Source organism: Glutamicibacter soli (assembly GCF_003309065.1).
In the GTDB taxonomy this organism is placed as follows: Bacteria; Actinomycetota; Actinomycetes; order Actinomycetales; family Micrococcaceae; genus Glutamicibacter; species Glutamicibacter soli.
Map to the genome: position 1 here is coordinate 1 of NZ_POAF01000014.1, position 25,277 is coordinate 25,277.

Here is a 25,277-nt window from a genome sequence, read left to right on the forward strand (position 1 = left end):
ACCGATGCGAACACGGATGTGAACACTGCGGATAACGCGGCTGCGAACACCGATGCGAACACGGATGTGAACACTGCGGATAACGCGGCTGAGAACACCGATGCGAACACCGCAGACAACACCGCGGATAATACGGAGCATCCGACACTTACTGTGCTGCCAAACAGTGTCGAAGCAGGGGATGACGTGACCTTCATCGGTGACAAATTCGCTCCGGATGCCCCAGTGGAACTCAAGGTAAAGAATGTCAATGGTGAGGGCGATCCTGTCCTGGACCTCAGGCTCTCAGCTGATGGCAAGGGACACTTCAAGCACAACTTCAGCACCGAAGGACTGCCAGAAGGAATCTACATCATTGAAGTCACCGATCCTGAAACTGGCAAAACCTACAACGAATACTTCGAAGTCAAGCTGTCGGATGAAGCACCACTTGATGTCGCCGTAGACATTACACCGAACCGCTTGATCAAGGGCGAGTCGGGCGAAGTGACGGCCAAGGGCTTTACGCCTGGCGGAAGTGTGAGCATCCAGCAGAGTGCTCTTGGTGCAACCGAAACCTCAATGACTAAGGCCATGGCCGCAGCACTGCCACCAGAAATAACTGCCGATGATGCTGGCGATATCTCCTTCATGGTGGATACCGCTGATATCGAGTTAGGCAATTACATCTTGATTCTTACGGACGTGGAAACTGGCTCGTATGCTTTCACCACGTTCAGCGTCGTGGAAGCCGAGAGCGGCGCTGACAACACTGCGGATAACGCGGTTGAGAACGCCGATGTGAATACTGCGGATAACGCGGTTGAGAACACCGATGCGAACACCGATGCGAACACGGACGTGAATACTGCGGATAACGCGGTTGAGAACACCGATGCGAACACCGATGCGAACACGGACGTGAATACTGCGGATAACGCGGTTGAGAACACCGATGCGAACACCGATGCGAACACGGACGTGAATACTGCGGATAACGCGGTTGAGAACACCGATGCGAACACCGATGCGAACACGGACGTGAATACTGCGGATAACGCGGTTGAGAACACGGATGTGAATACTGCGGATAACGCGGCTGCGAACACCGATGCGAACACCGATGCGAACACGGACGTGAATACTGCGGATAACGCGGTTGAGAACACCGATGTGAACACTGCGGATAACGCGGGTGAGAATGCTTCCGAGAACGGAAATGGTTCTAAGGATAACGACGCTAAGGGCGACCAACTTGCGAACACTGGTTCCAACGGGGCACTTGTCCTTGGAGCAGGAGCTCTCTTGCTGGTTCTCCTAGGGGTTGCAGCTCGCCTATTGGCCCGCAAGCGAAAGGCATAGGGCATTAGGAATTAGTCAGTAAGAGGAAGGGGCATCTTCGGATGCCCCTTCCGCTTCGCAGTTTACTCCTCGAGTGTTCACGACTTTTGTGTGAATGTTTGTAACAAAGAAGGGCCCCATGCGGCAAAGAAAAAATAAACCGAAGATCCTATCTATGGCTGTGCTGCTGATTGCTGGATTATTGGCGATGGCACACATCGGTGCAACACTCGCGTTTACGGGCCCCTCGACTCCTATTAAGAGTTCGCTGCAACCCGAGCTCAACAAGTACTTTCTGGGTCCACTCGATCAAGGATGGAGCTTGTTCGCTCCAGGGCCATACTCCCAAGACGAATACTTCACCATGCGAGCTTGCGTGTCGGATGGGAAAACCTGTGCGGCAGGCGCAAAGAACGGTGCTGAATTCACCGAGTGGAGGGATGTCACTGCTGAAGAAATGGTGTCCCGAGCAGGGAACGTGTTTTCGAATAGAGAAGCCAAGCAATCAAAAGCAATCCACGGACGATTGTGGGGTGCAGTTTCCGATCTCAGCTCTGAAGCGAAGAAAGAAATCGAGAAACCCTTTGTACTCGGTGTCCCCGTATTCGGAACGGACCTAGATTCTGGCGAAGCGGCCCAGAAATATTCGGCATCTGAGCGGACTAGCCTCCGTGCATACAAACGCATGGAAGACACCGCTGTTGGGTTCGCGACGCTCTATGCGCAAGAGCAATGGGGCGGAGCCTCGATGGTCGAAATTAAATTGCGGCGCGAGTCCGTGACACCTTTTAACCTGCGCCACGAGGAAGGGCATAAAAACAAGGTCTCAGAGGTGTACATCGGTTGGCGCGATGCGAAAGAATTCGACGAGCAGACTCTGGCGGTATGGAAATGAATAATACACCGAATCAGTATCCATCAGTTCTTGCATGGATCAAGAGCCATCGAGGACTACCAACCGATGGCTTGAAGTGGATTTATGATTGGTTCTCGGTCGATCGGAAAGCCTCGTATGGGCTGGCCGTAATGCGAATGGTTTCTGGTGCCTTGATTCTCGGTTGGCTATTGGTAAATGCGCCGGTCGCTGCCAAGATCTGGGGTCCCGGATCAGCCTATATGGAACCATACCGTTCAGTGCTGGGTTACCCATGGCCCTTGGACATTCTTCGAGATGCAAGCATGGGGCTGTTCGTAACCTGGTATGTTGCAGCGATCCTGCTGGCTGTGGCGTTCATGATTGGCTGGAAGACTCGGTTTGTCACGCCGTTGCTCTTTGTCTTCTATACCGCCATCAATGCTCAAAACACGCCCATTTCAGATGGAGGGAACTACTTTATCCGAATCATGCTCATTTATCTGATCTTCGCGGACTTATCTAAGCGTTGGTCACTCGATTCATGGCTTACGAATCGAAAGGCAAAAAAGAAGCGTGAGCGTGAATTCGCGACGATTCTCCATAACTTGTCGCTGTGTCTTGTGGTTGCCCAGTTATGCATTGTGTACTTCGAAGCCGGGATGTACAAGGTTCAGGGTGCGCTATGGCAAGAAGGCACGGCTATGTACTATCCGATCAGCTCGGAAGCCTACGGCGTATTTCCGTGGCTAAGCTCGCTGATCACGTGGAATGCATGGGTCGTAGTGCTGATTACCTACATGACCGTTATCATCCAGATTGCTTTTCCCTTCATGCTTTTTAACAAGCTCAGTCGGCGTATCGCACTAGTGCTGGTCTTGGGGATGCACCTCGGTATTGCGGTCGTCATGGGACTGCCGTTCTTCTCCGGAATCATGGCGTCCGCCGACGCAGTATTGGTATCCAGCACTTCATGGCTTACCGTGCAGGCTTGGCTGGCAGGCTGCTGGAGAAAGGTATTCGGGGGTCGACGCCCTATGCCGGAACAAATTCAAACCGGAGAAACAAAGCAGGATGAATTAGAAACAGCGAAGATACCTGTTTCAGCTTGAATGACCGAATAGGCAGAAGGTGCGCTCCTCGTCAGGAGCGCACCTTCTATTTAGTGGCCGTTAGGCGAATATCAGCCTATGTAGAACGGGCTACTCGCCTACGTAGAACAGACGCTTGTTGACGAACTCTTCCATGCCCAGCGGGCCAAGCTCGCGGCCGAAGCCCGACCGCTTGACTCCGCCGAATGGCATTTCAGCGCCTTCTGCGCTGGCGGCATTGACGTTGGACATGCCGACTTGAAGCTTCTGGGCAACCTTTGCGGCGCGGGCTTCGTCGGTGGAGTGCACCGAGCCGCCCAGGCCGTAGATGGTGTCGTTGGCCAGCTCCGCAGCTTCCTCGTCGCTGGTGACTTTGTAGACCACTGCGACCGGGCCGAACAGCTCCTCGTAGTAGGCGCGCATTTCCTTGGTGACACCGGTGAGCACGGCAGGGGAGTAGTACGCCGAAGGACCGTCATGCAGCACACCGCCGGCATGCAGGGTTGCGCCCTTGGAAACTGCGTCCTGAACCTGTGCGTGCAGGTCTTCTGCGGCCTTGCGCGAGGACATCGGCGCGAACGAGCCGTCCTCTTCCTTCATCGGGTCACCGGGCTTCAGGCCCTCGGCATGCTTGGTCAGCTCGGAGACGAACTCGTCGTAGATGTCATCCATGACGATCATGCGCTTGTTCGAATTGCATGCCTGGCCGGTGTTGTCGATGCGGAAGCTCCATGCGGCTTCGGCGATCCCGGACACGTCATCCGAATCCAGAACCACGAATGGATCCGAACCACCGAGCTCCAGCACTGCCTTCTTCAGGTTGCGGCCTGCCTGCTCGCCGATGATGGCGCCTGCGCGCTCCGAACCGGTCAGGGAAACACCCTGGATACGGCTGTCGGCGATGATGGTGGAGATCTGGTCGTGGGTGGCGAACACGTTGTTGTACACGCCTGCCGGAACGCCTGCTTCATCCATGATTTCCTGGATGGCCAGAGCTGAACGTGGGCAGGACTCTGCGTGCTTCAGCAGAATGGTGTTGCCCAGCATCAGGTTCGGAGCGGCGAAGCGTGCGACCTGGTACAGCGGGAAGTTCCATGGCATGATGCCCAGCAGCGGGCCTACGGGCAGCTTCTGGACGATGGCCTTGCCGCCGGAGAAGGACTTGATCTCCTGGTCCGCCGCGAGGGTCGGGCCCTCGGAAGCGAAGTATTCGAAGATCTCCTGGCAGAACTGGGCCTCGCCCACTGCCTCGGACAGTGGCTTGCCCATCTCGGTGGTCATGATCTTGCCCAGTTCCTCCGCGCGCTCGGCGAAGAGCGCACCGACCTTGGAAACGATCTTGGCGCGCTCGTTGATGTCAACGTCCTGCCAGGACTCGTATGCGGACTGCGCGGAGGCTAGTGCCTGCTCGATCTGCTCATCGGTGGCAACGTCGAATTCCTCGACTACCTCGCCGGTCGCCGGGTTCAAGACCTTGTAGGTTGGGGCGCTCATCGATGCTCCTGTCTTTGTGCATGTTGGTCGGTTTTACGCGAACGTAGCTGGTTGTTATTGAACTATAACCAATAAATGAATGTAATTCACTTCATATCGCGTCCACTCTGAGCTTATCCATACAATGCAGAATCTGCCAGCATGGAATCGCTGCGCTAAACGAACTTTCACTAGGAAGTGTTGGAGAGACAGAAAATGCCGCACTGCCTGGAAAATTCTCCAGACCAGTGCGACACTTTCAGATCACCATGCGGGTTCGCGCAGTCCTCATTTAGCCGATGGCGGAGCTGCGCCACCAGTCGATGCCTGCATCGCCCTGCGCGATCTGCGCGATTTCGTCCAGCTCGGCCTGCGTGAAATCGACGTTCTTCAATGCGCCGAGGTTCTCGTCCAGCTGCTTGGTGGAGGAAGCTCCGATCAGCACCGAGGTCGCGGCTCCGTCGCGCAGCAGCCAGGCGATGGCCATCTGGGCCAGCGACTGGCCGCGGCGCTGCGCCACGTCGTTCAGGCGGCGGATCTTGGTCAGGTTCTCATCGGTCAGCTGCTCGGTCAGCGCCCGGCGGCCGCCTTGGCGCTCGACGTCGGTCGTGGTCAGGTACTTGTCGGTCAGCAGCCCCTGCGCCAGCGGGGTGAAGGCGATGGCTCCCATGTTCTCTTCTGCCAGCGTTTGCAGCAGACCGTGCTCCACCCATGGGTTCAGGATGTTGTAGGACGGCTGGTGGATCACTAGCGGGGTCCCCAGATCCTTCGCGATCGCCTTGGCCTGGGCCGTGCGCTCGGCCGAGTAGGACGAAATGCCGACGTACAGCGCTTTGCCGGAACGTACCAGCGTATCCAGCGCCCCGATGGTTTCCTCAAGTGGCGTCTTCGGATCGAAGCGGTGGGAATAGAAGATATCCACGTAGTCCAGACCCAGTTTCTCCAGCGAGGCGTCGCAGGAGGCGATCAGGTACTTGCGTGATCCCAGGGTTCCGAAGGGGCCGGCCCACATGTCCCAACCGGCCTTGGAAGAGATGACCAGTTCGTTGCGGTAAGGCTTGAAGTCCTTGCGCAGCATGCGTCCGAAGTTCTCCTCGGCAGCCCCCGCCGGCGGACCGTAGTTATTGGCCAGGTCGAAGTGCGTGATTCCGTGGTCGAACGCATGACGCAGGATCTCGCGCTGCGAATCAAAAGTCCGGTTGTCGCCGAAGTTCCACCACAGACCGAGGGAGAGGGGTGGGAGCATGAGGCCCGAATCGCCGACGCGGCGGTATCCGAAGTGCTCGTAGCGGTCAGCCGCGGCCACATAGGGGCGGTGGGTGTCGTTCACGGGGTTGACGATCTCGTATTCCATGAAAAACCTTTCTGCCGGCTGAAGCCGATCAGTGCGATGGAAAAATCTCTCTGCTCCACCATATGTCAGATTTTTGAGACATTTCTGGGTGGAAACCGAATCGCTCGGAAGGAATGTGGAGATGAGCGGACCCACCGCCTGCGCGTGGCATGCGATGGGCCCTGCGATACGAAAGCTTGGGGGTGCTTCCGTATCCCGCAACTGCATGGTTTATGGGGGTACCATGCAGCCACGGCCGGCTTAGCCGGTTCTTGAAGTCTATCTTTGTGCAGATCAGCTAGGGCTTTATGACAACCAAGAGTGGCTGGTGGACCGATGATTCTAACCAGTTGGCTATTGGTTCGGGGCTGGTTGCCGGATTAAATGAAGAACCGATCTGTCAGGCCAAGGAGGTAACGCCTGCGCAGATCGGTTCTTCCAGATCACTCGCACCTTGAGAAGGTAGTACCAAGACTAGGAGCGAAGGCTTGAGATAACCTGAGAGTCGCGTGTGCGACAGCTTGAACGATTGGTGCCTAGTAATTCGAGGGTGGGTCGGAGGCCGGGAATGACTCGTCTTCCCATTCCTCGACCAGCTGCTCGTCATGCTCGTCGTGCAGCTTCTTCTCGAGATCCTCTCCATTGGGTTGCTCGCTCATGTCATTCCCCTTTCATAGCTCTCAACGCGTGGCCGGCAAATGGCCAAGCCACTGTAACCTCAGTGTTCTCCTTCTAGCCCAGGTTGTCGAGGGCTGGGAAGGACAGGCGATTTCCTTCAGAGGAAAGGAAGGGATTTAATCGAGGGTATGCCGATGATCAAGAACCCCGCTGACGGTGCAGAAATCTTCTTCGACGACGATGCTTCCGATGGCGAGCCGATCCTGTACCTGCACGGTTCCGCCCTTTCGCGATCCATCTGGCGCGGTCTGGGCTACACCAAGACCTTGGGCGCGGGTCATCGCAACATCCGGATGGACCTGCGCGGCCACGGCCGCTCCTCCAAGTCCCACGACGTCGCCGACTACACGATGGAAAAGGTTATGGGGGACATCCATGCGCTCCTGGGCCATCTCGGCCTGGAATCCGTCCACGTGGTCGGGTACTCGTTCGGCGCGCGCACCGGGCTGCATCTGGCGATGACCTCTCCGGCCTCGGTGCTGTCGTTGATCATGCTCGGCGGCACCTTCGAAATCACCCCGGGCGAAATCGGCAAGCTCTTTTTCCCCGGCTACCTCCAGGTGCTGCGCGACGGGGATATTGAAGGCTTCGTCACCGGCCAGGAAACGCGCGGACGCCTGGATCCCGCCACCCGGATGGCGTTCAAGTCCAACGACCCGCTGGCCCTGGCCGCCTACTACGAGGCGGCGGAAACGGTCCAGAACGTCGAGCTGGCCGAGCTGGCCCAGATCCGCGTCCCGACGCTGCTGCTGATCGGCACCCGCGACCAGCCGCGCTTCGACCAGAACAAGATCATGGCCCACACGTTGCCTAACGCGCGCATGGTCGCGCTGCCCGGGCGCACCCACGGCAGCACGCTGTTCCCCATCGAACCGGTGGTCCAGGCCATCGAGTCCTTCTGGAACGGCCGCCGGCGATGAGTTCCGCGCTGTTCGACCTCGACGCGGTCTCCCGCGGCCTGGCCTTCGGGCCGAGCCGCCACGAGCTGTTCAACAGCGTCAAGGCCGACCCGGCCCAGCCGCTGGTGATCCAGGCACCGCCGGGATCCGGCAAAACGACCATCGTGCCGCCCACCGTGGCCAATGCGCTGGCAGGCCGCGGGCTTGATGGACGGGTCGTCGTCACCCAGCCGCGCCGCGTGGCAGCACGCGCCGCGGCCCGGCGCCTGGCGCAGCTCGACGGCTCCAAGCTCGGGGACCGGGTGGGCTTCTCCGTGCGCGGCGAACGCATGCTCAGCGACCGCACCAAGGTCGAATTCGCCACCGCGGGCCTGATGCTGCGCCGCTTGCTGGCGGACCCGGACCTGGATGGCGTCAGCGCGCTGATCATCGACGAGGTCCACGAGCGCTCCATTGACACAGACCTGCTGCTGGCCATGGCCAACCAGGTCTCCGAACTGCGCGACGACCTGAGCTTGGTGGTCATGAGCGCCACCCTGCACGCGCAGGAGCTCTCCCAGCTGCTCGCCCGGGACGCCCCGGCGCCGGTGCTCAGCGCCCAGAGCGCCCAGTTCCCGGTCCAGGAACTGTTCGATAGCTTCTCCGGCCAGCGCAATACCGAGCGCGGGCTCTCCCACGACTACCTGAGGCATGTGGCCCGCAGCGCGCTCAAGCATTCCGAGCTGGCCAACCGCGTTGCCGGGCAGCCGGTGGACACCTTGGTGTTCCTGCCCGGCGCCGGGGAGGTGCAGCGGGTCTGCTCGTACCTCGAAGCCTCCGGCGCGCGCAGCTTCGCGCTGCACTCGCAGATCTCCTCCCGCGAGCAAGACTCAATCCTCGGCGTCCCCGACGCTGCGGAACCTGCGCGCATCATCGTGTCCACCTCCATCGCCGAATCCTCGGTGACCGTGCCGCGGGTGCACCTGGTGGTGGATGCAGGCTACTCCCGGGAACCGCGCCGTGACGAAGGCCGCGGTTTCAGCGGCCTGGTCACCGTGGTGTCAAGCCGTGCCGCCGCCACCCAACGGGCCGGCCGCGCCGGACGCCTGGGACCCGGCACGGTGGTGCGCACCCTGGATGCGAAGTCCTTCGCCGCGGCCCCGGCGCACTCGACCCCCGAGATCCGCACCGCGGACCTGGTGGACGCCGGGCTGACCCTGGCCGCCTGGGGAGCTCCACGCGGGGAAGGACTGTCCATGTGGGAGCAACCTCCGGCCGCGACCATGCGCGCCGACCAGCAGGTGCTCCACGCGCTGGACGCCGTGGACGAATCCGGCCGGATCACCGCGCTGGGCGAACGCATGTCCAAGATCCCCACCGATCCCCGTACCGCCAGGGCGCTGCTGGAAGGCACCGCGCGCTTCGGCGCGAAGGCCGCCGCAGAGGTGGTCGCGATGCTGGCGGGATCCGAACGGGTGGCCAGCGCCGACCTCGGCGAGCTGCTCGCGGCGCTGCGGCGCACCTCCCACCCCGGGCACCGCAGTTGGGCCCGGGAGGCCAAGCGGCTGGCCGCGCTGGCCCCGGCAGGGAAAGACGGCAACGCGGCCCGGCCGCAGGCGGCGGCGGACGCCGTGGCTGGGATCTGCGCACTGGCCTATCCGCAGTGGATCGCGCGCCGCATGGGGCCGGCCGAATACCTGCTGGCCTCCGGCACCAGGGCCTCGCTGCCGCGCGGCAGCCATCTGGAGCATTTCGAATACCTGGCGGTGGCCGAGGTCTCCCGCACCGGCGGGGGAGCGATGATCCGCAAGGCCGCGGGCATCGACTTCGATACGGCCTGCGAGCTGCTGCCGCAAATGCACCGGATCCGCGACACCGCGCAGCTGCTCGACGGCAGGATCAGCGCCCGCAGGATCGAGTCCTTCGGCGAGATCGAACTGTCTTCCAAGCCGATCAAGGTAACCGGGGAGCTGGGGCTGCAGGCGGCGCAGGCAGCGCTCGCCGAACAGGGCCTGGCGGTGTTCGGGACGCAAGAAGGTTTCGAGGCGCTGCGCCGCCGGATGGCGGTGGCGCACCGGCTGCTGGGCGAGCCCTTCGTCCCGATGGACGAGGCCTCGCTGATCGCCCGCGCCGAGGACTGGCTGACCCCGGCGCTGCGCCAGCTGGCCGCCGGCAAAAGCGCGGCGAAGATCGAGCTGCATTCCGCGCTGCGCACGCTGTTGCCCTGGGAGCACGCCCACGACTTCGATGAGCTGGTGCCGCAGCGCCTGCAGGTGCCCTCCGGATCGCGGATCACCGTGGCCTACCCGCCGGTGGGCGACGCCGGACCGGCGGTGGTCTCGGTGAAGCTGCAGGAATGCTTCGGGATGGAGAATTCGCCCAAGCTGGTGCGCCAGAAGCTGCCGGTGCAGTTCCACCTGCTCTCGCCCGCGGGACGGCCGCTGGCGGTCACCGACGACCTGGTCAGCTTCTTCAACGGCCCCTATGCGCAGGTCCGCTCCGAAATGCGTGGGCGCTATCCGCGCCACCCCTGGCCGGAGAACCCCTGGGAGCACGTGGCGACCGCGTCGACCAAGAACAGGCTGAAGCGCGAGGCCGGAGGCAACGCTTAAAGCGAGCCGGGCCCCGCGCGAGGTGCGCGGAGCCCGGAAACCGGTGTGCCGTAGGCGACTTAGGCGAAGGCGGAGATGCCGGTGATGTCGCGGCCCATGATCAGGGCCTGGACGGTCTCGGTGCCTTCGTAGGTGTGGATTGCCTCCACATCGGCGAAGTGGCGCGCCACGCGGTTGCTGGTCAGGATGCCGTTGCCGCCCAGCAGGTCCCGGGCGTTGGAGGCGATCGATCGCGCGGTGCGGGTCGCGGTGTATTTGGCCAGCGAAGCCTGCGGGCCGGTCAGCTCGCCGGATGCTTCGCGCTTGGTGGCCTGCATGACCAGCAGCTGGATGGTGGCCAGCTCGGACTGCATGCGCGCCAGGCGCTCCTGCACGATCTGGCTGGCGGCCAGCGGGCGGCCGAACTGGATGCGCTGCTTGGCGTAGTTCACCGCGCTTTCGTAGCAGGCCGTGGCGTGCCCCACGGCGGCCCAGGCGACACCCAGGCGGGTCGCGAACAGCACGCGCGAGGTGTCCTTGAAGCTCTTGGCCTCGGGCAGCACGTCCTCGTCGGGGACGAAGACCTCGTCCATGCGGATGTGCGCCTGCCAGATGGCGCGCAGAGAGAGCTTGTTCTCGATGTTGGCGGCCTGGTATCCCTCGGCCTCCTGGTGGACAATGAAGCCGCGGACCTTGCCCTCCTCGTCGCGGGCCCACACGATGGACACCCCGCCGATGGAGCCGTTGCCGATCCACTTCTTTTCGCCGCTCAGGGCGTAGCCGCCCTCGACCTTGCGCGCTGCGGTCTCCAGCGACACCGAGTCCGAACCATGGGTCGGCTCGGTCAGCGCGAAGGCGCCGGGCAGCTCGCCGGCGAGCATCGGCATGCCGTACTTGGCGATCTGCTCCGGGCTGCCGCAGTAGATGACCGAACGCAGGGCCAGGCCGCCCTGCACGCCGATGATCGTGGCCACCGAGCCGTCGCCGCGGGCCATCTCCATATTGATCAGGCCAGCGGCCAGCGGGCTCATCTCCTGGCGGCCCTCGATCGCCAGGCCGTCGCGCAGCAGATCGGCGTCGCCCAGCTTCTTGACCAGGTGCAGCGGGTAGTCGGCCTTGTCCCAGTACTCGTGGATGTCGTCCTTGACCTCGTCGAGCACGAACTTGCGGGCCTTGGCGCGCCAGGCCGCGTCAGCCTCGGACAGCTCGGAGAAGATGCCGGTGGGATCGATGTTGACCCCGTCTGACCACAGGTCGTATTGCGGCTCGGTGACTCCGGAAGGGAAGGCGAAACCGGTCTGCTGCTGGGTCATGTGGGCGCTCCTTAGGGGCCTGGGAGAAAATGTTCTACCTCAAGCGTAGTGGAACGCAGTGTCATGTCAAGATACTAGGTTTCAAATGTGGTGTGTTGCGTCGGAGACGAGGTCAGTGCTGGCGTTCTCGCAGCGCCTTGGCGACGGCGTCCAGGATCGACTGCTCGTCCGCGCCGGCGGGCAGCACTGAAACCACCACGCTCGGGGCGGCGCTGGCTGGTTTGCGCAATTCGTCGTTCGGATTGAGCACGTCGGAGAAGCGTTCAAGGAAGATCAAAACGTCGTGGGCGAGCTTCGTGCGGTCGGTGCTGTGCGGCTCGCGCAGCCACATGCGCAGGTGGTCGTTGTGGATCGCCACCAGGCCGGCGCTGATCCCCAGTCCCAGGGCATGGGCGGCCGGGGTGGACACCAGATCGCGGCGGGCCAGGAACTGGTAGAACGCCCGTTCGTAGCGATGCGTGGATACCAGTTCGCGCTCGCGCAGCGAAGGCACCGAGGACAGCAGCTTGTGGCGCAATTGGGCGGCCTCCGGATTGGCCGTGTACTGGTCGAAAACCACGTGCGCGGCATCGATCAGCGTCTGCGTGGCATCCACGGAGGACGCGGCAAGGGTCGTTTCGACATGCGTGATGATCATTTCCTGATCCGCGAACACCATGTTCTCCTTGGAGCCGAAACGGCGGAAAAAGGTTGAACGCGAGATTCCCGCCGCGGTCGCCAACTCGTCGACACTCGTGGCATCGAAGCCTTGGGTGATCAGCAGATTCAGGGCGGCGGAAGGCACGGCGGAGGAGGGGATCATGATTCAAAAATCTAGCATGATTCCCGCAGCGGGATTCTTGCCCTTGGCTGAAAACGACACGCAAAAGATTGTGAACACCCAAGTCGATGACTACGCTGAGCAACAAGGCAACCCGTTCGGGCGGCCAATGACGAACCTAAGGAATGAGGCCCCATGGGAATCTCGATCGCAAACGCAGCGCTACGTTTGGTCAGTGGCGCATTCATTCTCAATAGCGGCATCAACAAGCTGCGTCTGGACGAGGCCAGCGCCGCAGGCCTGCAGCAGATGGCGGCCAACGGCGTCCCGCAGCTGGGCGAAATGGAGCCGGCGGCCTTTGGCAAGATGCTCTCGATCGGAGAGATCTCGCTGGGCAGCGCGCTGCTGTTGCCCCTGATTCCTTCGCGGCTCGCCGGCCTGGGGCTGGGAGCGTTCTCCGGAGTCATCCTGGCTTCCTATCTGCGCACCCCGGGGCTCACCGAATCCGACGGCATCCGCCCGACCCAGGACGGCACGGCCCTCGCCAAGGACGTCTGGCTTGCGGGCATGGCAGTGGCGCTGATTTTCGGGCGTCGTTCGACCAAGAAGGCCAAGAACAAGAAGAAGTAATTCGCCAAAGTTCTTGGGTGCCCCGGAGCGACAGCATAAGTTGATACTTGGGCTACTAATTTTCCGTGGTCACAACCGATTCTAGTGATGAGGAGAGTTGCATGGGTTTCTTGGATGATGCGAAGAAGAAGCTGGGCGAGGCCGTCGAGAACGTGAAGGAATTCGCGGAGGACGCTGCGGAGAACGTGAAGGAGTTCGCCGAGGACGCGACGGAAAATGTCAAGGAGTTCGCCGCCGGCGCCACCGAGAACGTCAAGGAGTTCGCCGCCGACGCGCAGGAGAAGATCGGCGAGAAGGTCGAGGAATTCAAGGGCGGCAACAAGCCGAACGGCGAAGCCTGAACCTGTTTTTCGGCATTGTCCTGATCAAATTTTTTGATCAGGAATCGAGCAGAACATACTGCCCCTGGCCACGAGTACGAACTCGTGTCCAGGGGCGGTGTGCGTGAAGCGAGGTTTAGCCAGCGGGGGCGTTATCCGCGCAGCTTCCTCTCCGACGGATGCGACTTGAAGAAGAGCACCGAGAAGATCGCGGCCAGTGCCACGATGCCAGGCAGCATCAGCGCCTGGCCCAGCCCGACCGAGGTGGCTTCGAAGATCGCGGACTGGTCGGCGGGCTGATTCAGTTCACCGATCTGCGCGGTGATCCTCGAATCCATCATGAACGCGATCAGCGCCGATCCCAGCACCGAACCGATCTGCCTGGTCGTGTTGTAGATGCCGGAGCCTGCGCCCGCATCGACGGCGGTCAGGTCCCGGGTGGCGGCCAGCGAGAGCGAAGGCCAGATCATGGCCGAGCCGAAGCCCTGGATCGCGGAAGGAATCAGCAGCAGCCATAGCGGAATATCGGCGTGCATCATCAACGCGTAGGCGATGGTCCCGCCGCCCATCAGGAAGAAGCCTGGCAGGGCGAAGGTACGCGGGTTGAACTTGTTGATGTGCTTGCCGATCATCGGCGCCATGATGATGCCTACCACGGCCATGGGGGAGATCATCAGCGCGGACTCGGTCGGGGTCAGTCCGCGGACTTCCTGGAGGAAGAACACCATGGGCAGGCTGATGGTGGCGATCGCCAGGCCCATGAAGGTGATCGCGATATTCGCCAGCGAGAAGTTGCGCACCGTGAACAGGCGCAGCGGGACCAGCGGCTCGGCCTTGGTCTTGGACTGCCACCAGACGAACAGCGCCATCATCAGGATGCCGAAGATGATCAGGTGCCAGGCGCTGATCGGGCCGATGAACGGCTCCCAGTTGGTCGCGTCGCCTTCCTGGATGCCGTAGACGAGGCTGAACATGCCGATGGCGGACAGCGCCACGCCGATCCAGTCGAAGGAGTGCGCCTGCGGCTTGAGCTTGGGCACGAACTTTAACACCATGGCGATGCTGACCACGGCGATCGGGATGTTGATGAAGAAGATCCATTCCCAGCCGGCCGAGTCGACCAGCAGGCCGCCGGCGATCGGTCCGACCAGCGAGGCGATGCCGGCCACCGCGCCCCACACTCCCATGGCCGCTCCGCGGTGGGCATAGGGGAACAGGCGGGTGATCATGGTCATGGACTGCGGCGAGATCAGGGCGGCGCCCAGCCCCTGGACGGCGCGGGCCAGGATCAGTGAGGCCAGCGACGTGGACAGGCCGCTCCACAGCGAGGCGATGGTGAAGATGACCATGCCCAGCAGGTAGATGTTGCGCGGGCCGAAGCGGTCGCCCAGCCGCCCGGTGACCAGCAGCGGCACCGCAAAGGTCAGCAGGTAGGCGCTGTTGATCCACAGGATGCTGGAGATGTCGGAGTCCAGGTCCTCCATGATCGCCGGCATGGCCGTATGGACGATGGTGGTGTCGAGAAGGATCATGAAGAAGCCGATGACCAGCGCCCAGAGGGCGTTCCACGCGGCTTTCTTGTTGAATTCAGTGGGGGTGTTCGCTGTTTGTGGCACTGGTCAAGACTAGTGCGTTCGGGCGCAATGCGAAATAAATAGGAAGACTATTGAAGCTGAATCAGTCGAAGCTCACAGTTCCGCAGACCCTGGTCACCACGTCGCCGCTGACCCAGACGCCCTGGTCGTCGGCCTCGACGTGCAGGATCGCATCGCGTCCCACCCGGGTGCCCTGGCGCACCGTGTAGCGCTGCGGGGCGTAGCCGGTCTCGGTCAGCCAGACGCCGAAGGCGGCGTTCAGGCTGCCGGTGGCGGGGTCCTCGGGGACGGCTTCGCCGGGAACGAAGTTGCGGACCTCGAAATCCGCCGGCGGCTGCATCACCACGGAGCCGAACCGTTCCTCGGAGCGTTCGAGGTCCGAGGAGTCCAGCGGTAGCAGCTCCTCGCGGGTGCCTGCCAGGCGCGGCAGGACCGACTGGCGCGGTTGCCAGCTGCCGTTGGAGACGCTGGATGCGGTGTACGGGCCGATGACTCCGACTTCGAGGCCTTCCAAGGCGTCGAAATCCGGTTCGATGGCCAGCACCACGTCGGCGTCGCGCAGCACCAGGCCTGCCGGCTGGGGGCCGTTGACCAGCCAGGAATGGTCGATGACGTCCTCGGGCTGCAGGCCCAGGCCGGAGATTGCCCACTGCAGGACGTCGGGCTCCAGCGGGCCCGAACGGGTCAGCGGGGGAGCGAGGAAGGCGATGCGCTGGGAGTGCTCGGCGGTGCCTTTCCGCTCGACGCGCAGCCGGATCAAGCCGCTGCGGCACTCCTGGATCAGGGAGCCGCTGGGGCCCGGTTCGCCGCCGGATTCCAGCCAAGCGTGGGCGGCCCCGAGCGTGGGATGGCCGGCGAAGGGCAGCTCCGTCGTCGGGGTGAAAATGCGGATCGCGTAGTCAGCCTCCTCCTCGGTCGGCTCGACGAAGAACACGGTCTCGGCCATATTGACCCACTTGGCGAAACGCTGCATCTGGTCGTCGCTGAGATGGTCGGCGTCGAAGACCACGGCCAAGCCGTTGCCGTTGAATTCGGTGGCCGCAAAAACGTCAACCTGCTGATAGGCAAATGTGCTGCTCATACATAGCATCGTGGCACATTCGTCAGCAGGTTGACGGGGTGTTACGCGGAACGTCATGCAAAAAGTGCCGAACCGCACCGAATATTTTTTGCGGTCACCACTGGTGGGCGACGTCGATCACGAGCCGGGAGGATGTCCCCGGGCCGTTGAGCAGGAATGCACGCATCGGAAGCCGTGCCCGGGTGGAGACGCCGAGCAGGGTTTCCCCTTCGAAGCTTCCCAGCCAGACCTGCTGCTTGAACGTCTTGTAGTTCAGGGTCTTGACCTGGGCACCTAGATTGTACGAGGTGCTTGCCGGGGCATGGAGCTGGATCTGCAGCTTCGCCCCGCCGGTGGTCTTCACTTCAATTCCGGAAGCGATGCCGACGAACTTGTCGACGTACTTCACGGTGTAGCCGGCCGGCTTGGACTTCAGGTCGATGACCATGCGGTCGTAGCACGTGTGCTGGCCGGTGCGCACGTTGGTCAGGGCGGACGTGGTGGACAAGGTCTTGGTCTTGGCCAAGGAACCCCAGTAAACGGTTGCGCAGGTCGAGGCTGCGGTGGAGGTGGGTACTGCTACTGCTGCGGGCGTCATTGCCAGCATGGCTGCCGTCGCCGTGGCGGCGACGATTCCGAATTTTGTTCGGCGCACGGTGATCACCGGCTTTCTGTGGTTGCGCCAGCCGGCCGATTCACGTGGCCGGTCACACTACTAAAGCGCCGCGGCCGGGGAAAAGGCAAGAGTCTGGAGAAAACGGAACGATACCGATATTGATCTGTGACGGAGGCCGAGAAGTTCGGAATGACACAAGCGGCTACACAGCTCCCGGCCAGAGCCCTATGACATGCTTTAAGGATGACTCCAACACCTACCGCACCCATCGACGAAACTGTTGAAGATGTCATTCAGGCCTCAAGCTTCCTACCCGAATCGTTGCAATTCTGGGTGGTTATAGCTATTGGTGCAGTCGTTGCCGGGATCCTGACGGTCGTCTTCAGCGGCGTCGCGCGCCGCATCCTTTCGCGCATGGGCATTCCGGCCGGGACCGTGAAACCGACCAGGACTCCGTTCTTCGCCACGATGACCTCGATCGTCGTCAAATCGGTGTTCTCGATCTTCTACCGGGACAGGCCCTGGTACAACGCCTGGCAGTTTGTCATCCTCGCCTTGCTGATCTTCTTCCTCACCTGGTTCATCATCAGCGTCGTCAAGGTCATCGAGACCTCGGTGCTGACCCGGGTGGAAGTCAGGTTCGGTCCGGGACGCAAGCTGGCCAAGGTACGCACCCAGGTGGGCCTGCTGCGCCGGGTGCTGACCGCGGTGCTGTGCGTGCTGGCGATCGGGGCGGTGCTCCTGTCCATCGAGCAGGTCAGGGCGCTGGGCGCCGGTATTCTCGCCTCCGCCGGCCTGGCTTCGGTGGTTGTCGGCCTGGCCGTGCAGTCCACGTTGGCCAATGTCTTCGCCGGCATCCAGATCGCGTTCACCGATTCGATCCGCGTGGAGGACACCGTGGTGGTGGAAGAAGAACGCGGCACGGTCGAGGAAATCACCCTGTCCTACGTGGTGGTGCTGCTGCTGGACGGGCGTCGCATGATCCTGCCTTCCACCTACTTCACCACCACCCCGTTCGAGAACTGGTCGCGCCGCAGCAGCGAGATCTCCGGCAATGTGGTGCTGCAGCTGAAGCTGAACGCCCCGATCGAGTACCTGCGCCAGCGCACCACCGAACTGCTTGAATCCTCCGATTGGTGGGACGGCCGCACCAATGCCCTAAACGTGACCGACGTCCAGGGCGGCCTGCAGACATTGACCATATTTTTATCGGCGCGCAACCCCTCGGACCTGTGGGAGCTGCGCAACATGGTCCGCGAGAAGCTGCTGGGCGAACTGGTGCAGAGCTATCCCGAATGCCTGCCGGATCCGCGCACGCTGCCAAACGCCCCGACCGTGTAGCGATATATGCAGATGGCCCCGTGGAACCGCCGCTTCTGCGGTGCGTTCCACGGGGCCATTGCGGCTACGAGGACGGCTGAGGCGGCCGGCCTGGACTAGAGCCGTAGCGCGGCCGGCCCGTAGTCGTTGTAGCGCTGCTGCCGGGCGGTGGCGTCGCGCAGGGCCGAGATCAGCGACTCGGCCTTGTCGATCAGGTCCCGGATGAGGTCGTCATCGCGTTCGACCCACAGGTACTCCGGGGTGTCGCGCAGCGGGACGAAGTTGTCGTGCTCCTCCCAGACGAACAGGGTGCGCTCGGCACCGATGACGTGCTGCTGCCAGAGCACCTGGCGCAGGTAGTTCTTCGGGATCTTCTTGAACGGCTTGTTGGTGGTCTTGATTTCCGCGAGCACCGGCACCCCTGCCGCGTCGAACCCGAGGCCGTCGGGGGTGGCCAAGTGCAGTCGGGAGTGCTGGGCGTGGAACAGCTGGGTGGAAGGGAAGATGTTGAAGTTCTCCTGGACCCAGGCGGCGATCACCGGCTCGCGCTTGCGGCCGTGGTCCGTGTAGGGGTTCCCGGAGAAGCCGTTGCCGTAGAGCTTGTCCCATGCGGCGTTCTTGATCGACTTCTCGGTGGAAAGCTTGGCCACGTCGGTCGCGGTGATGCCCTGCGACCGGGCCCGGAGCCACTCGATGCGGTTGGACGAATCGGCGAGAACTCGTTCGAAGCATTCATGGCTGACACCGGGCACTGTAATCACGTGCTCTATTCTCCCCCACAAAAGGGGCGCAACCGTGCATCTGCGCATCCAATCCCGCGTGAGGCTAGTCGCTGGCGCGGGCGATGGCGGCCAGCAGCTGGTTCAGGGTGGGCGGCTGCCCGCCGCGGAACCGCTCCTGCCCGTCGACCAGCAGGCGGATCACCGGGGTCGAAGTGATGCCCAGCTCCTCGCCGCGCCGCACCTGCTCGACCACGTTGATTTCCTCGACCTCCAGGTCCGGCAGCAGCCGCTGGACGCGGCGGACCAGCGACCTGGTGCTGACGCAGGGCGCGCAGAACGGCTGCGAGTACAGTTCCAGCTTCATGGATCCGGTGTTCCTCCTGCCGGGGGATGGAGCGCGAGGTGCGGGCCTCATACCAGGGTATGTGCCCGGGCCGGCCGGTTTCGCTCCCCGAGACGATGCGCCCGGCCGCCGACATTGAAAACATGGAAGCATGCTAGAAAATTCCTTGGGACGCCCGGCAGTCATCTCCGCCCGCGGCCTGTACCGCAACTTCGGCAGCACCGCTGCCCTGGACAACGTGAACCTCGACATCCAGCTGGGCCAGTCGCTGGCCATCATGGGCCCGTCGGGATCCGGCAAGTCCACCCTGCTGCACGCGCTGGCCGGAATCGACCTGCCGGACTCCGGGCAGATCACGCTGAATTTGCCGGGGAGCGCCCCGGTGCAGATCGAATCGCTCAAGGACAAGCCCCGCACCAAGCTGCGCCGCGAGGCCTTCGGCTTCGTATTCCAATCCGGGCTGCTGATCCCGGAGCTGACAGCCATTGAGAACGTGGCCATGGCGTTGATGATCAACGCTGTGCCGCGTTCCAACGCGATGGACCGCGCCGCCCGGGCGCTGGCGCAGCTGGGGCTGGCGGGCATGGAGGAGCGCCGCATCGGGCAGCTCTCCGGCGGCCAGCAGCAGCGTGTGGCCATCGCCCGCGCCCAGGTGACCGGTGCCAGCGTGGTCTTCGCCGACGAGCCGACCGGAGCGCTGGACTCGGCCACCGGCGCCGAGGTGCTGGAAACCCTGCTGGACTGCACCGTCGGCGCCGGCAAGTCGCTGGTCATGGTCACCCACGACCGCACGGTGGCCGAACGCTGCGACCGGATCGTGCACCTGAGCGACGGCCGGTTGCTGGACGGCACGGCGCGCCAGGAGCGCCAGGCAGGAGCCTGGTCATGAATTCGGTGCACCTGGCCTGGATGCTGGGCCGTCCCTCCTCGACGCGCAGCTCGTCGCAGATCCTGACCGTCAGCGCCTACGCCATGGTCAGCGCGATGCTGCTGATCGTGCTGGGCGGCGCCTACTCGTTCACCAGCTTCGAACGCGAAGCCCAGGCGACCTACCTGCCGCTGGCGGGATTCGCGGTGGTGCTGCTGGCCGTGCCGCTGATGGTGCTCGGCTCGGCCGCTGCCCGGCTGTCGGCGCGCACGCAGGACCGCGCGTTGTCCTCTCTGCGGCTGCTGGGCGCGACCGGCGGCCAGATCCGCAGCGTCTCGCTGCTGCAGGCCGCCGGCACCGCCTTGGCCGGGGCCTTGGCGGGCGTGGTGCTGTACCTGGCCTCCTCGCCGCTGGTGGCGATGATCCGCTTCCAGGGCGCGCCGCTGGGTGACGCCATCTACCTGCCCTGGTGGGCGGTGGCCATCGCGGTGGTGGTCATCGTGCTGCTGGCGGTGATCAGCTCGCTGGCCGGGCTGCGCAAGCTCATCATCACCCCGCTGGCCGTGGCCACCCGGCAAAGCGTGCCGGTGCCCAGCTGGATCCGGGTGCTGGTCACGCTGGGCTCGGTGGCGCTGCTCTACTTCGTCTTCACCAACATCGGTGTGGTGAGCCAGGAATTCGGCACCATCATCGCGGTGATCATCCTGGGCTTCGGCTTCGGCCTGCTGGTGCTGAACCTGGCAGGGCCGTGGCTGGTGGCCACGGTCGGGCGGAGCAAGCTGAAGAAGGCGGTCAAGCCGGAGCAGCTGCTGGCGGCCCGCATGATCCTGGAGAACCCCGGCGAATCCTGGCGCCAGGTGTCAGGCGTCGCGATGGCCTCCTTCGTCGCCGTGGTCGGCGGCAGCGGGGCGGCGCTGATGAGCATGGGCAACGGTCAGGAGTCGACCGGCACCTGGTTCGACTACCTGCCGCAGGACATCCTCACCGGGGTGCTGCTGACCCTGGTTATTACTTTTGTTTGCGTGGCCGCGTCGGCCTCGATTTCGCAGAGCGCCAGCACCCTGGACCGCGCGGACCTCTACGACGGACTGCACAAGCTGGGCATGGGCTACGAGGTGATGAATGCGGCCCGTACCAAATCGCTGATGATCCCGGCGCTGACCGCTTCGATCGGCTTTGCCAACGCCTCGGTGGTGCTGGTCCTGCCGCTGGCCGGCGTTGCGGTGCTGATCAAGCCGCTGACGGTGCTGGTGGTCATCCTGGCCGTGGTGCTGGGCCTGGTGCTGATCCGCGCGGCCATCAGCGTGGCCAACCCCCGCCGGCTGCTCGCCGAGCGCGTCTAGCAGGTATTTCCGGGGCTCCAAGGTAGGGGACGGATACCCGAAAAGCCCAGATTTTCTCCGATTAGGGATTAACCGTGTTGCGTAATGCGGACGAAAACGCGTATTGTGACCTGTGGTTCGGGTAGGCATGCCTTACCTATTCGAATTCACAGTTCACGGAACCTCGCATAGTCTGGATAACCCCGCCCATGAATATCTCGCGCCGCACCGGCATCTTCGCCGCCTCCGCCGCCATCCTCGCCCTGAGCCTGACCGCCTGCGGCTCCAGCGCCGAACCCGGCGCCAATTCCTCGGCCGTGCCGTCGGCCTCGGCAGACTTCAGCCCGGTGACCATCAAGAACATCTACGGGGAAACCGAAATCACCGAGGTGCCGGAAACCATCGCGACCATCTCCTGGGTCAACGCCGACACCCTGCTGGCACTGGACACCGTGCCGGCCGGCATGGACACCGACACCTACGGGCAGAACGCCAACAACTCCACGGACTGGAAGGACGCCGCGCTGGCCGAGCTGGGCGCGTCCATCGGCTCCGAGAAGGCCCCGAAGCAGTTCGACATCGCCGACGGCATCGACTTCACCGGCATCGCCGAGCTCAAGCCGGACGTCATCTTCGCCCCGTACTCGGGCATGACGCAGGAAGAATACGAAAAGCTGGAAAAGATCGCCAAGGTCGTCGGGCCGATCGAAGCCAACTACACCACTAGCTGGCAGGACGCCACCGAAGCGGCGGGCCAGATGCTGGGCAAGCAGGACCAGGCCACCGCCTTGATCTCGGAGATCGAGGGCAAGATGGCGGCCGTGGGGGACCAGAACCCGGTGCTGAAGGATTCCACCTTCATCGCGGCCGACCTCTCCTCGCCGGAGACCTCCTACGTGTACTCCACCGGGGACACCCGTCCGCGATTCCTGACCGCGCTGGGCATGAAGCAGGCGCCGTATGTGGATGAGAACGCCGCCAAGGACGCCTTCTACTTCACCGTTTCCCCGGAAAAGGTCAACGAATGGGACGCGGACGTCGTCTTCGCCTCCGCCGTGGCAGGAAACTCCGTGGACGACATCGTCAAGGCTCAGCCGCTGTACGGCCAGATCCCCGCTGTGAAGAATGACGCGGTGGCCCTGCCGGGTACCGACCAGGCCACCTTGTCCATCTCCGCGGCCTCCCCGCTGTCCATCGAATGGGCGCTGGAGCACGTGGTGCCGAATATCGTGAAGGCCGCCGAGAACGCGGCGGCCGCCAAGTAGCCCTTAGGCAGTTCGCGACAAGTAGTGCAATTGCGCCTCAAGGGAATGACTCGCCGCGCCGGCCAGGCGCGGGTCAAGGTCGGGGTAGACCAGATCCAGCAGCTCTGCTGGCTTTGCGTCCGCCCCGGCCTTGCCGAGCTTCTCCAGCGCGGCGCGCACCTGGTTCAGTCGGTCCTCCCGGTGCGCCAGGTATCCCTCCAGCAGCGGGTGGGATTGCCGGTGCTGCTCGCCGTGGGCGGGATGCAGCGGCATGTCCGGCAGCTCCAGCAGGCGCTCCAGCGAGGACAGGTAGTCGTACAGCGTTCCATCGGGGTGCTCCAGGATGGTGGTGCCCCGGCCCAGCACGGTATCCCCGGTGAACAGGTGCTCCTCGGCGCCGATGCGCACAAAGCAGACCGAGTCCGAGGTGTGCCCGGGAGTGAATTCCACCCGCACCGCGGTGCCGGCAGCCTCGATGGCCTCCCGGTCCGCGAACACCTCGGCCCCGCGGCAGAACTGCTCCAGGAAGGCACGCACCGGGGCCCCGGTCAGTTCGCTCAAGCGGTCGATGCCCTCGGTGTGGTCCGGATGGCGGTGCGTGATCAGCACCAGCTGCACGTCGTAGGTGGCCAGCGCCTGCAGGTGCGGCTCCAGCTCGGGGCCGGGATCGATCACGATCACCGGGGTCCCGGGCGCAAGGCTCGCCTCGGGGGCGAACAGCAGATAGGTATTGGTCCCGTCGAGCGTCATTTCCGAAGGGTTGTCGGCACGCAGCACGGCAATGCCGGGCGCCAGAACTGTGGGCGCAGAAACATGATCCATGACAACGAGTGTAGGAAGCAATGACCGCAACCGAAAGTACATTGCGCCCCGCAGCGCAACGTTCCGGCCCCGGGCTGGGAGGCAAACTCGGTGCCCTCGCGCTGCTGGTGCTGGTGCTGGCAGCTGCCGTCCTCGCTTCGCTGCTGCTCGGGGCCCGCAACGTCGGCCTGGACAGCGTGCTGGCCGCGTTGTCCAATGTCGACCCCGCAGACGGGGACCAAGTGGTGGTGCAATCACGAATGGCGCGCACCGTCGGGGCCATCGTGGTGGGCGCCGCCCTGGGCCTGGCCGGCGCCGGGTTGCAGGGGCTGACCCGCAACCCGCTGGCGGACACCGGGATCCTGGGCCTGAACGCCGGCTCCTCGCTGGCCGTGGTGGTTGTGGTCGCGCTCGCCGGGGCGGCCTCGCTGCCGCTGGTCATGGCGGCGGCCTTCCTCGGCGCGGCGCTGGTCATGACGCTGGTCTACGTGGTCGCCAGCGTGGGGCGCGAGGGCGCCACCCCGATCAAGCTCGCCCTGGGCGGTGCGGCGCTGGCCGTGGGCGTCGGCTCGATCACCAACACCATTCTGATGATCTCCAAGTCCACGCTGGATGAATTCCGCATGTGGCAGATCGGCTCGCTGTCCGGCGGAAGCCTAGAAACCTACCTGCTGGCAGTGCCGGTCATCGCCGTCGGCGCGCTGGTTGTGCTGTCCACCGCCCGCGCCTGCAACGCCGTGGCCATGGGCGAGGACACCGCGATCGCCCTGGGCATCAACGTGAACCGTGCGCGCCTGCTCGGCTCGGTCGGCGTGGTGCTGCTGGCCGGCACCGCCACCGCCGTGGCCGGGCCCATCGCCTTCGTCGGCCTGATGATCCCGCATGCGGTGCGCCTGCTGGTGGGCGGGGACTACCGCTGGATCATGCCCGCCAGCCTGCTTGCAGGGCCGATCCTGCTGCTGCTCGCGGACACCGCCGGACGGCTGGTCCTCCCGCCAAGCGAGATCCAGGTCGGTGTCATGTGCGCCATGCTCGGCGGGCCGATCTTCATCATCATGATGCGCAGCGGCATGAAGTCGGTGAAGCTATGAGCGCCATCGAGCAGTCCACGCGGCGGCACGAGCCGGGGCGGCCCACCGGCGTCGCGGCCCGCCGCTCCGCACGGGTGCGCATCGCGGCGCTGTGGATGCTCCTGGTGCTGCTGGCCACCGCCGCCGCCTACATCTTCTGGGGCCGCGACCGGCTCCCGGTGGACGAGGTCCTGCAGGTGCTGGGCGGGGCGAGCGTGCCCGGCACCAGCTTCATCCTCATGGAGGACCGGCTGCCGCGGCTGGTGGTCGGGGCGCTGGCCGGGGCCGGGCTGGGCATCTCCGGCGCGCTCTTCCAGCGCTGGCTGGGCAATCCGCTGGCCAGCCCCGACGTGATCGGCGTGGGCTTCGGCGCCTCGGCCGCCGCGATCGCCGCGATGATCGTCTTCGGCGTGAACGACTGGAAGCTGAGCGCCTTCGCGCTCGCCGGGGGCCTGGCCGTGGCCGCGGTGATCTACTGGCTGTCGGCCTCGGGCCAGCGCACCGGTTCTCGGCTGATCCTGGCCGGCCTGGCCATCGGGGCCATGCTGCAGGCGCTGATCCAGTTCCTGCTGACCCAGACTGAGGTGAACACCGCCAGCGACGCGATGCGCTGGCTGACCGGTTCGCTGTCCGCCAGCACCTGGGAACGCGCGGCGGTGCTGGGCATCGGCCTCGGCGCGGCGGGAATCTTCCTGCTGCCGGTGGTGCTGAGGCAGCTGAAGCTGCTGGAGCTGGGCGAGGACGCCGCGGCGGCGCTGGGCTTGCACGTGGGACGGGCCCGCGTGCTGCTGGTCTTCACCGCGGTGGCCCTGGGTGCGATCCCCATCGCCGTCACCGGGCCGCTGGCCTTCGTTGCCTTCCTGGCCGGTCCGATCACCGCCGCGCTGTCCCGCTCTGCGATCCATGTGCCGCTGGCCGGGCTGACCGGTGCGACACTGGTAGTGGTCGCCAATTTCTTTGCCGCGAACCTGTTCGCGCAGATCAACCTGCCGGTGGGCGTTATCACCGGCGCATTCGGCGCACCGTTCCTGATTTGGGTGCTGGTGCGCGCCAACTCTACTGGAAACGGGGGATAA

General features: G+C 63.8%; 24 protein-coding genes. 13 read left to right on the plus strand and 11 right to left on the minus strand.

Going from position 1 to position 25,277, the window contains the following annotated elements; translation table 11 throughout:
- The 3 genes from C1H84_RS18360 to C1H84_RS17505 form a co-directional block, all read left to right on the plus strand.
- On the plus strand, positions 1-1,341 hold a 1,341-nt coding region (locus C1H84_RS18360), incomplete at its 5' end, for a hypothetical protein (RefSeq protein ID WP_181728197.1).
- A 154-nt stretch (positions 1,342-1,495) separates the two neighbouring features.
- On the plus strand, positions 1,496-2,215 hold the full coding sequence (locus C1H84_RS17500; RefSeq protein ID WP_053798697.1) for a DUF5819 family protein: 720 nt from the start codon (positions 1,496-1,498) through the stop codon (positions 2,213-2,215).
- Positions 2,206-3,285, plus strand: a complete 1,080-nt coding sequence (locus C1H84_RS17505) for an HTTM domain-containing protein (RefSeq protein WP_113608152.1) — start codon at positions 2,206-2,208, stop codon at positions 3,283-3,285. Before C1H84_RS17500 ends, C1H84_RS17505 begins: the two co-directional genes overlap by 10 nt.
- Before the next feature lie 90 nt (positions 3,286-3,375).
- Here C1H84_RS17505 and C1H84_RS17510 read toward each other — a convergent pair whose 3' ends face one another.
- The 3 genes from C1H84_RS17510 to C1H84_RS18660 all read right to left on the minus strand — a co-directional run bounded on the left by C1H84_RS17510 (position 3,376) and on the right by C1H84_RS18660 (position 6,729).
- Complete coding sequence (locus C1H84_RS17510; RefSeq protein WP_113608153.1) at positions 3,376-4,758, minus strand: NAD-dependent succinate-semialdehyde dehydrogenase; 1,383 nt, start codon at positions 4,756-4,758, stop codon at positions 3,376-3,378.
- A gap of 271 nt (positions 4,759-5,029) precedes the next feature.
- Positions 5,030-6,091 carry an L-glyceraldehyde 3-phosphate reductase gene (gene mgrA / locus C1H84_RS17515; protein WP_113608154.1) on the minus strand — a complete coding sequence of 354 codons (1,062 nt, stop codon included), beginning with the start codon at positions 6,089-6,091 and terminating at the stop codon, positions 5,030-5,032.
- 515 nt (positions 6,092-6,606) lie between these two features.
- Complete coding sequence (locus C1H84_RS18660) at positions 6,607-6,729, minus strand: hypothetical protein (RefSeq protein WP_272926234.1); 123 nt, start codon at positions 6,727-6,729, stop codon at positions 6,607-6,609.
- 153 nt (positions 6,730-6,882) lie between these two features.
- Here C1H84_RS18660 and C1H84_RS17520 point away from each other — a divergent pair, with 153 nt between their 5' ends.
- Positions 6,883-7,668, plus strand: a complete 786-nt coding sequence (locus C1H84_RS17520; protein WP_113608167.1) for an alpha/beta fold hydrolase — start codon at positions 6,883-6,885, stop codon at positions 7,666-7,668.
- Positions 7,665-10,238, plus strand: a complete 2,574-nt coding sequence (gene hrpB, locus C1H84_RS17525; RefSeq protein WP_113608155.1) for an ATP-dependent helicase HrpB — start codon at positions 7,665-7,667, stop codon at positions 10,236-10,238. The genes C1H84_RS17520 and hrpB overlap by 4 nt, the downstream gene beginning before the upstream one ends.
- 59 nt (positions 10,239-10,297) lie before the next feature.
- Here hrpB and C1H84_RS17530 read toward each other — a convergent pair whose 3' ends face one another.
- The gene (locus C1H84_RS17530) at positions 10,298-11,530 is read right to left on the minus strand and encodes an acyl-CoA dehydrogenase family protein (RefSeq protein WP_053798692.1); all 1,233 of its coding nucleotides are present in this window, start codon (positions 11,528-11,530) and stop codon (positions 10,298-10,300) included.
- A gap of 112 nt (positions 11,531-11,642) precedes the next feature.
- The gene (locus C1H84_RS17535) at positions 11,643-12,332 is read right to left on the minus strand and encodes a TetR family transcriptional regulator (protein WP_047119972.1); all 690 of its coding nucleotides are present in this window, start codon (positions 12,330-12,332) and stop codon (positions 11,643-11,645) included.
- Between the two features lie 153 nt (positions 12,333-12,485).
- On the opposite strand from C1H84_RS17535, the gene C1H84_RS17540 reads away from it, so the two are divergent.
- A complete protein-coding gene (locus C1H84_RS17540) occupies positions 12,486-12,920 on the plus strand; it encodes a hypothetical protein (protein ID WP_113608156.1) in 435 nt (144 codons plus the stop codon).
- Between the two features lie 101 nt (positions 12,921-13,021).
- The gene (locus C1H84_RS17545; protein ID WP_053798690.1) at positions 13,022-13,261 is read left to right on the plus strand and encodes a hypothetical protein; all 240 of its coding nucleotides are present in this window, start codon (positions 13,022-13,024) and stop codon (positions 13,259-13,261) included.
- Between the two features lie 131 nt (positions 13,262-13,392).
- Here the strand turns inward: C1H84_RS17545 and C1H84_RS17550 are convergent, their stop codons facing one another.
- The 3 genes from C1H84_RS17550 to C1H84_RS17560 all read right to left on the minus strand — a co-directional run bounded on the left by C1H84_RS17550 (position 13,393) and on the right by C1H84_RS17560 (position 16,550).
- Positions 13,393-14,856 (minus strand): MFS transporter, encoded by a 1,464-nt coding sequence (locus C1H84_RS17550; protein ID WP_113608157.1) that lies wholly within the window; start codon positions 14,854-14,856, stop codon positions 13,393-13,395.
- Positions 14,857-14,917: 61 nt separating this feature from the next.
- Entirely contained in the window at positions 14,918-15,916 is a 999-nt protein-coding gene (locus tag C1H84_RS17555; RefSeq protein WP_231735905.1) for a PhzF family phenazine biosynthesis protein, read from the minus strand.
- A 94-nt stretch (positions 15,917-16,010) separates the two neighbouring features.
- A complete protein-coding gene (locus C1H84_RS17560) occupies positions 16,011-16,550 on the minus strand; it encodes an AMIN-like domain-containing (lipo)protein (protein WP_244910941.1) in 540 nt (179 codons plus the stop codon).
- A 204-nt stretch (positions 16,551-16,754) separates the two neighbouring features.
- Between C1H84_RS17560 and C1H84_RS17565 the strand changes: the two genes are divergently transcribed.
- Positions 16,755-17,852: a mechanosensitive ion channel family protein gene (locus C1H84_RS17565; RefSeq protein WP_052772477.1), complete on the plus strand. Its 1,098-nt coding sequence runs from the start codon at positions 16,755-16,757 to the stop codon at positions 17,850-17,852.
- A gap of 95 nt (positions 17,853-17,947) precedes the next feature.
- On the opposite strand, the gene C1H84_RS17570 is transcribed toward C1H84_RS17565, so the two are convergent.
- Both C1H84_RS17570 and C1H84_RS17575 read right to left on the minus strand, forming a co-directional pair.
- The gene (locus C1H84_RS17570) at positions 17,948-18,592 is read right to left on the minus strand and encodes a YqaJ viral recombinase family protein (protein ID WP_231735906.1); all 645 of its coding nucleotides are present in this window, start codon (positions 18,590-18,592) and stop codon (positions 17,948-17,950) included.
- A 64-nt stretch (positions 18,593-18,656) separates the two neighbouring features.
- Entirely contained in the window at positions 18,657-18,917 is a 261-nt protein-coding gene (locus C1H84_RS17575; RefSeq protein ID WP_052772476.1) for a glutaredoxin family protein, read from the minus strand.
- A gap of 130 nt (positions 18,918-19,047) precedes the next feature.
- On the opposite strand from C1H84_RS17575, the gene C1H84_RS17580 reads away from it, so the two are divergent.
- The 3 genes from C1H84_RS17580 (at position 19,048) to C1H84_RS17590 (ending at position 22,351) form a co-directional block, all read left to right on the plus strand.
- On the plus strand, positions 19,048-19,785 hold the full coding sequence (locus C1H84_RS17580; RefSeq protein ID WP_047119965.1) for an ABC transporter ATP-binding protein: 738 nt from the start codon (positions 19,048-19,050) through the stop codon (positions 19,783-19,785).
- Positions 19,782-21,107 (plus strand): FtsX-like permease family protein, encoded by a 1,326-nt coding sequence (locus tag C1H84_RS17585; protein ID WP_113608158.1) that lies wholly within the window; start codon positions 19,782-19,784, stop codon positions 21,105-21,107. The genes C1H84_RS17580 and C1H84_RS17585 overlap by 4 nt, the downstream gene beginning before the upstream one ends.
- A 188-nt stretch (positions 21,108-21,295) precedes the next feature.
- Positions 21,296-22,351 carry an ABC transporter substrate-binding protein gene (locus C1H84_RS17590; protein WP_113608159.1) on the plus strand — a complete coding sequence of 352 codons (1,056 nt, stop codon included), beginning with the start codon at positions 21,296-21,298 and terminating at the stop codon, positions 22,349-22,351.
- A gap of 3 nt (positions 22,352-22,354) precedes the next feature.
- On the opposite strand, the gene C1H84_RS17595 is transcribed toward C1H84_RS17590, so the two are convergent.
- On the minus strand, positions 22,355-23,152 hold the full coding sequence (locus C1H84_RS17595) for an MBL fold metallo-hydrolase (protein WP_113608160.1): 798 nt from the start codon (positions 23,150-23,152) through the stop codon (positions 22,355-22,357).
- A 20-nt stretch (positions 23,153-23,172) separates the two neighbouring features.
- Between C1H84_RS17595 and C1H84_RS17600 the strand changes: the two genes are divergently transcribed.
- Both C1H84_RS17600 and C1H84_RS17605 read left to right on the plus strand, forming a co-directional pair.
- Positions 23,173-24,222, plus strand: coding sequence for a FecCD family ABC transporter permease (locus C1H84_RS17600; protein ID WP_047119961.1), 1,050 nt, complete (start codon positions 23,173-23,175; stop codon positions 24,220-24,222).
- Positions 24,219-25,277, plus strand: a complete 1,059-nt coding sequence (locus C1H84_RS17605; protein ID WP_113608161.1) for a FecCD family ABC transporter permease — start codon at positions 24,219-24,221, stop codon at positions 25,275-25,277. The genes C1H84_RS17600 and C1H84_RS17605 overlap by 4 nt, the downstream gene beginning before the upstream one ends.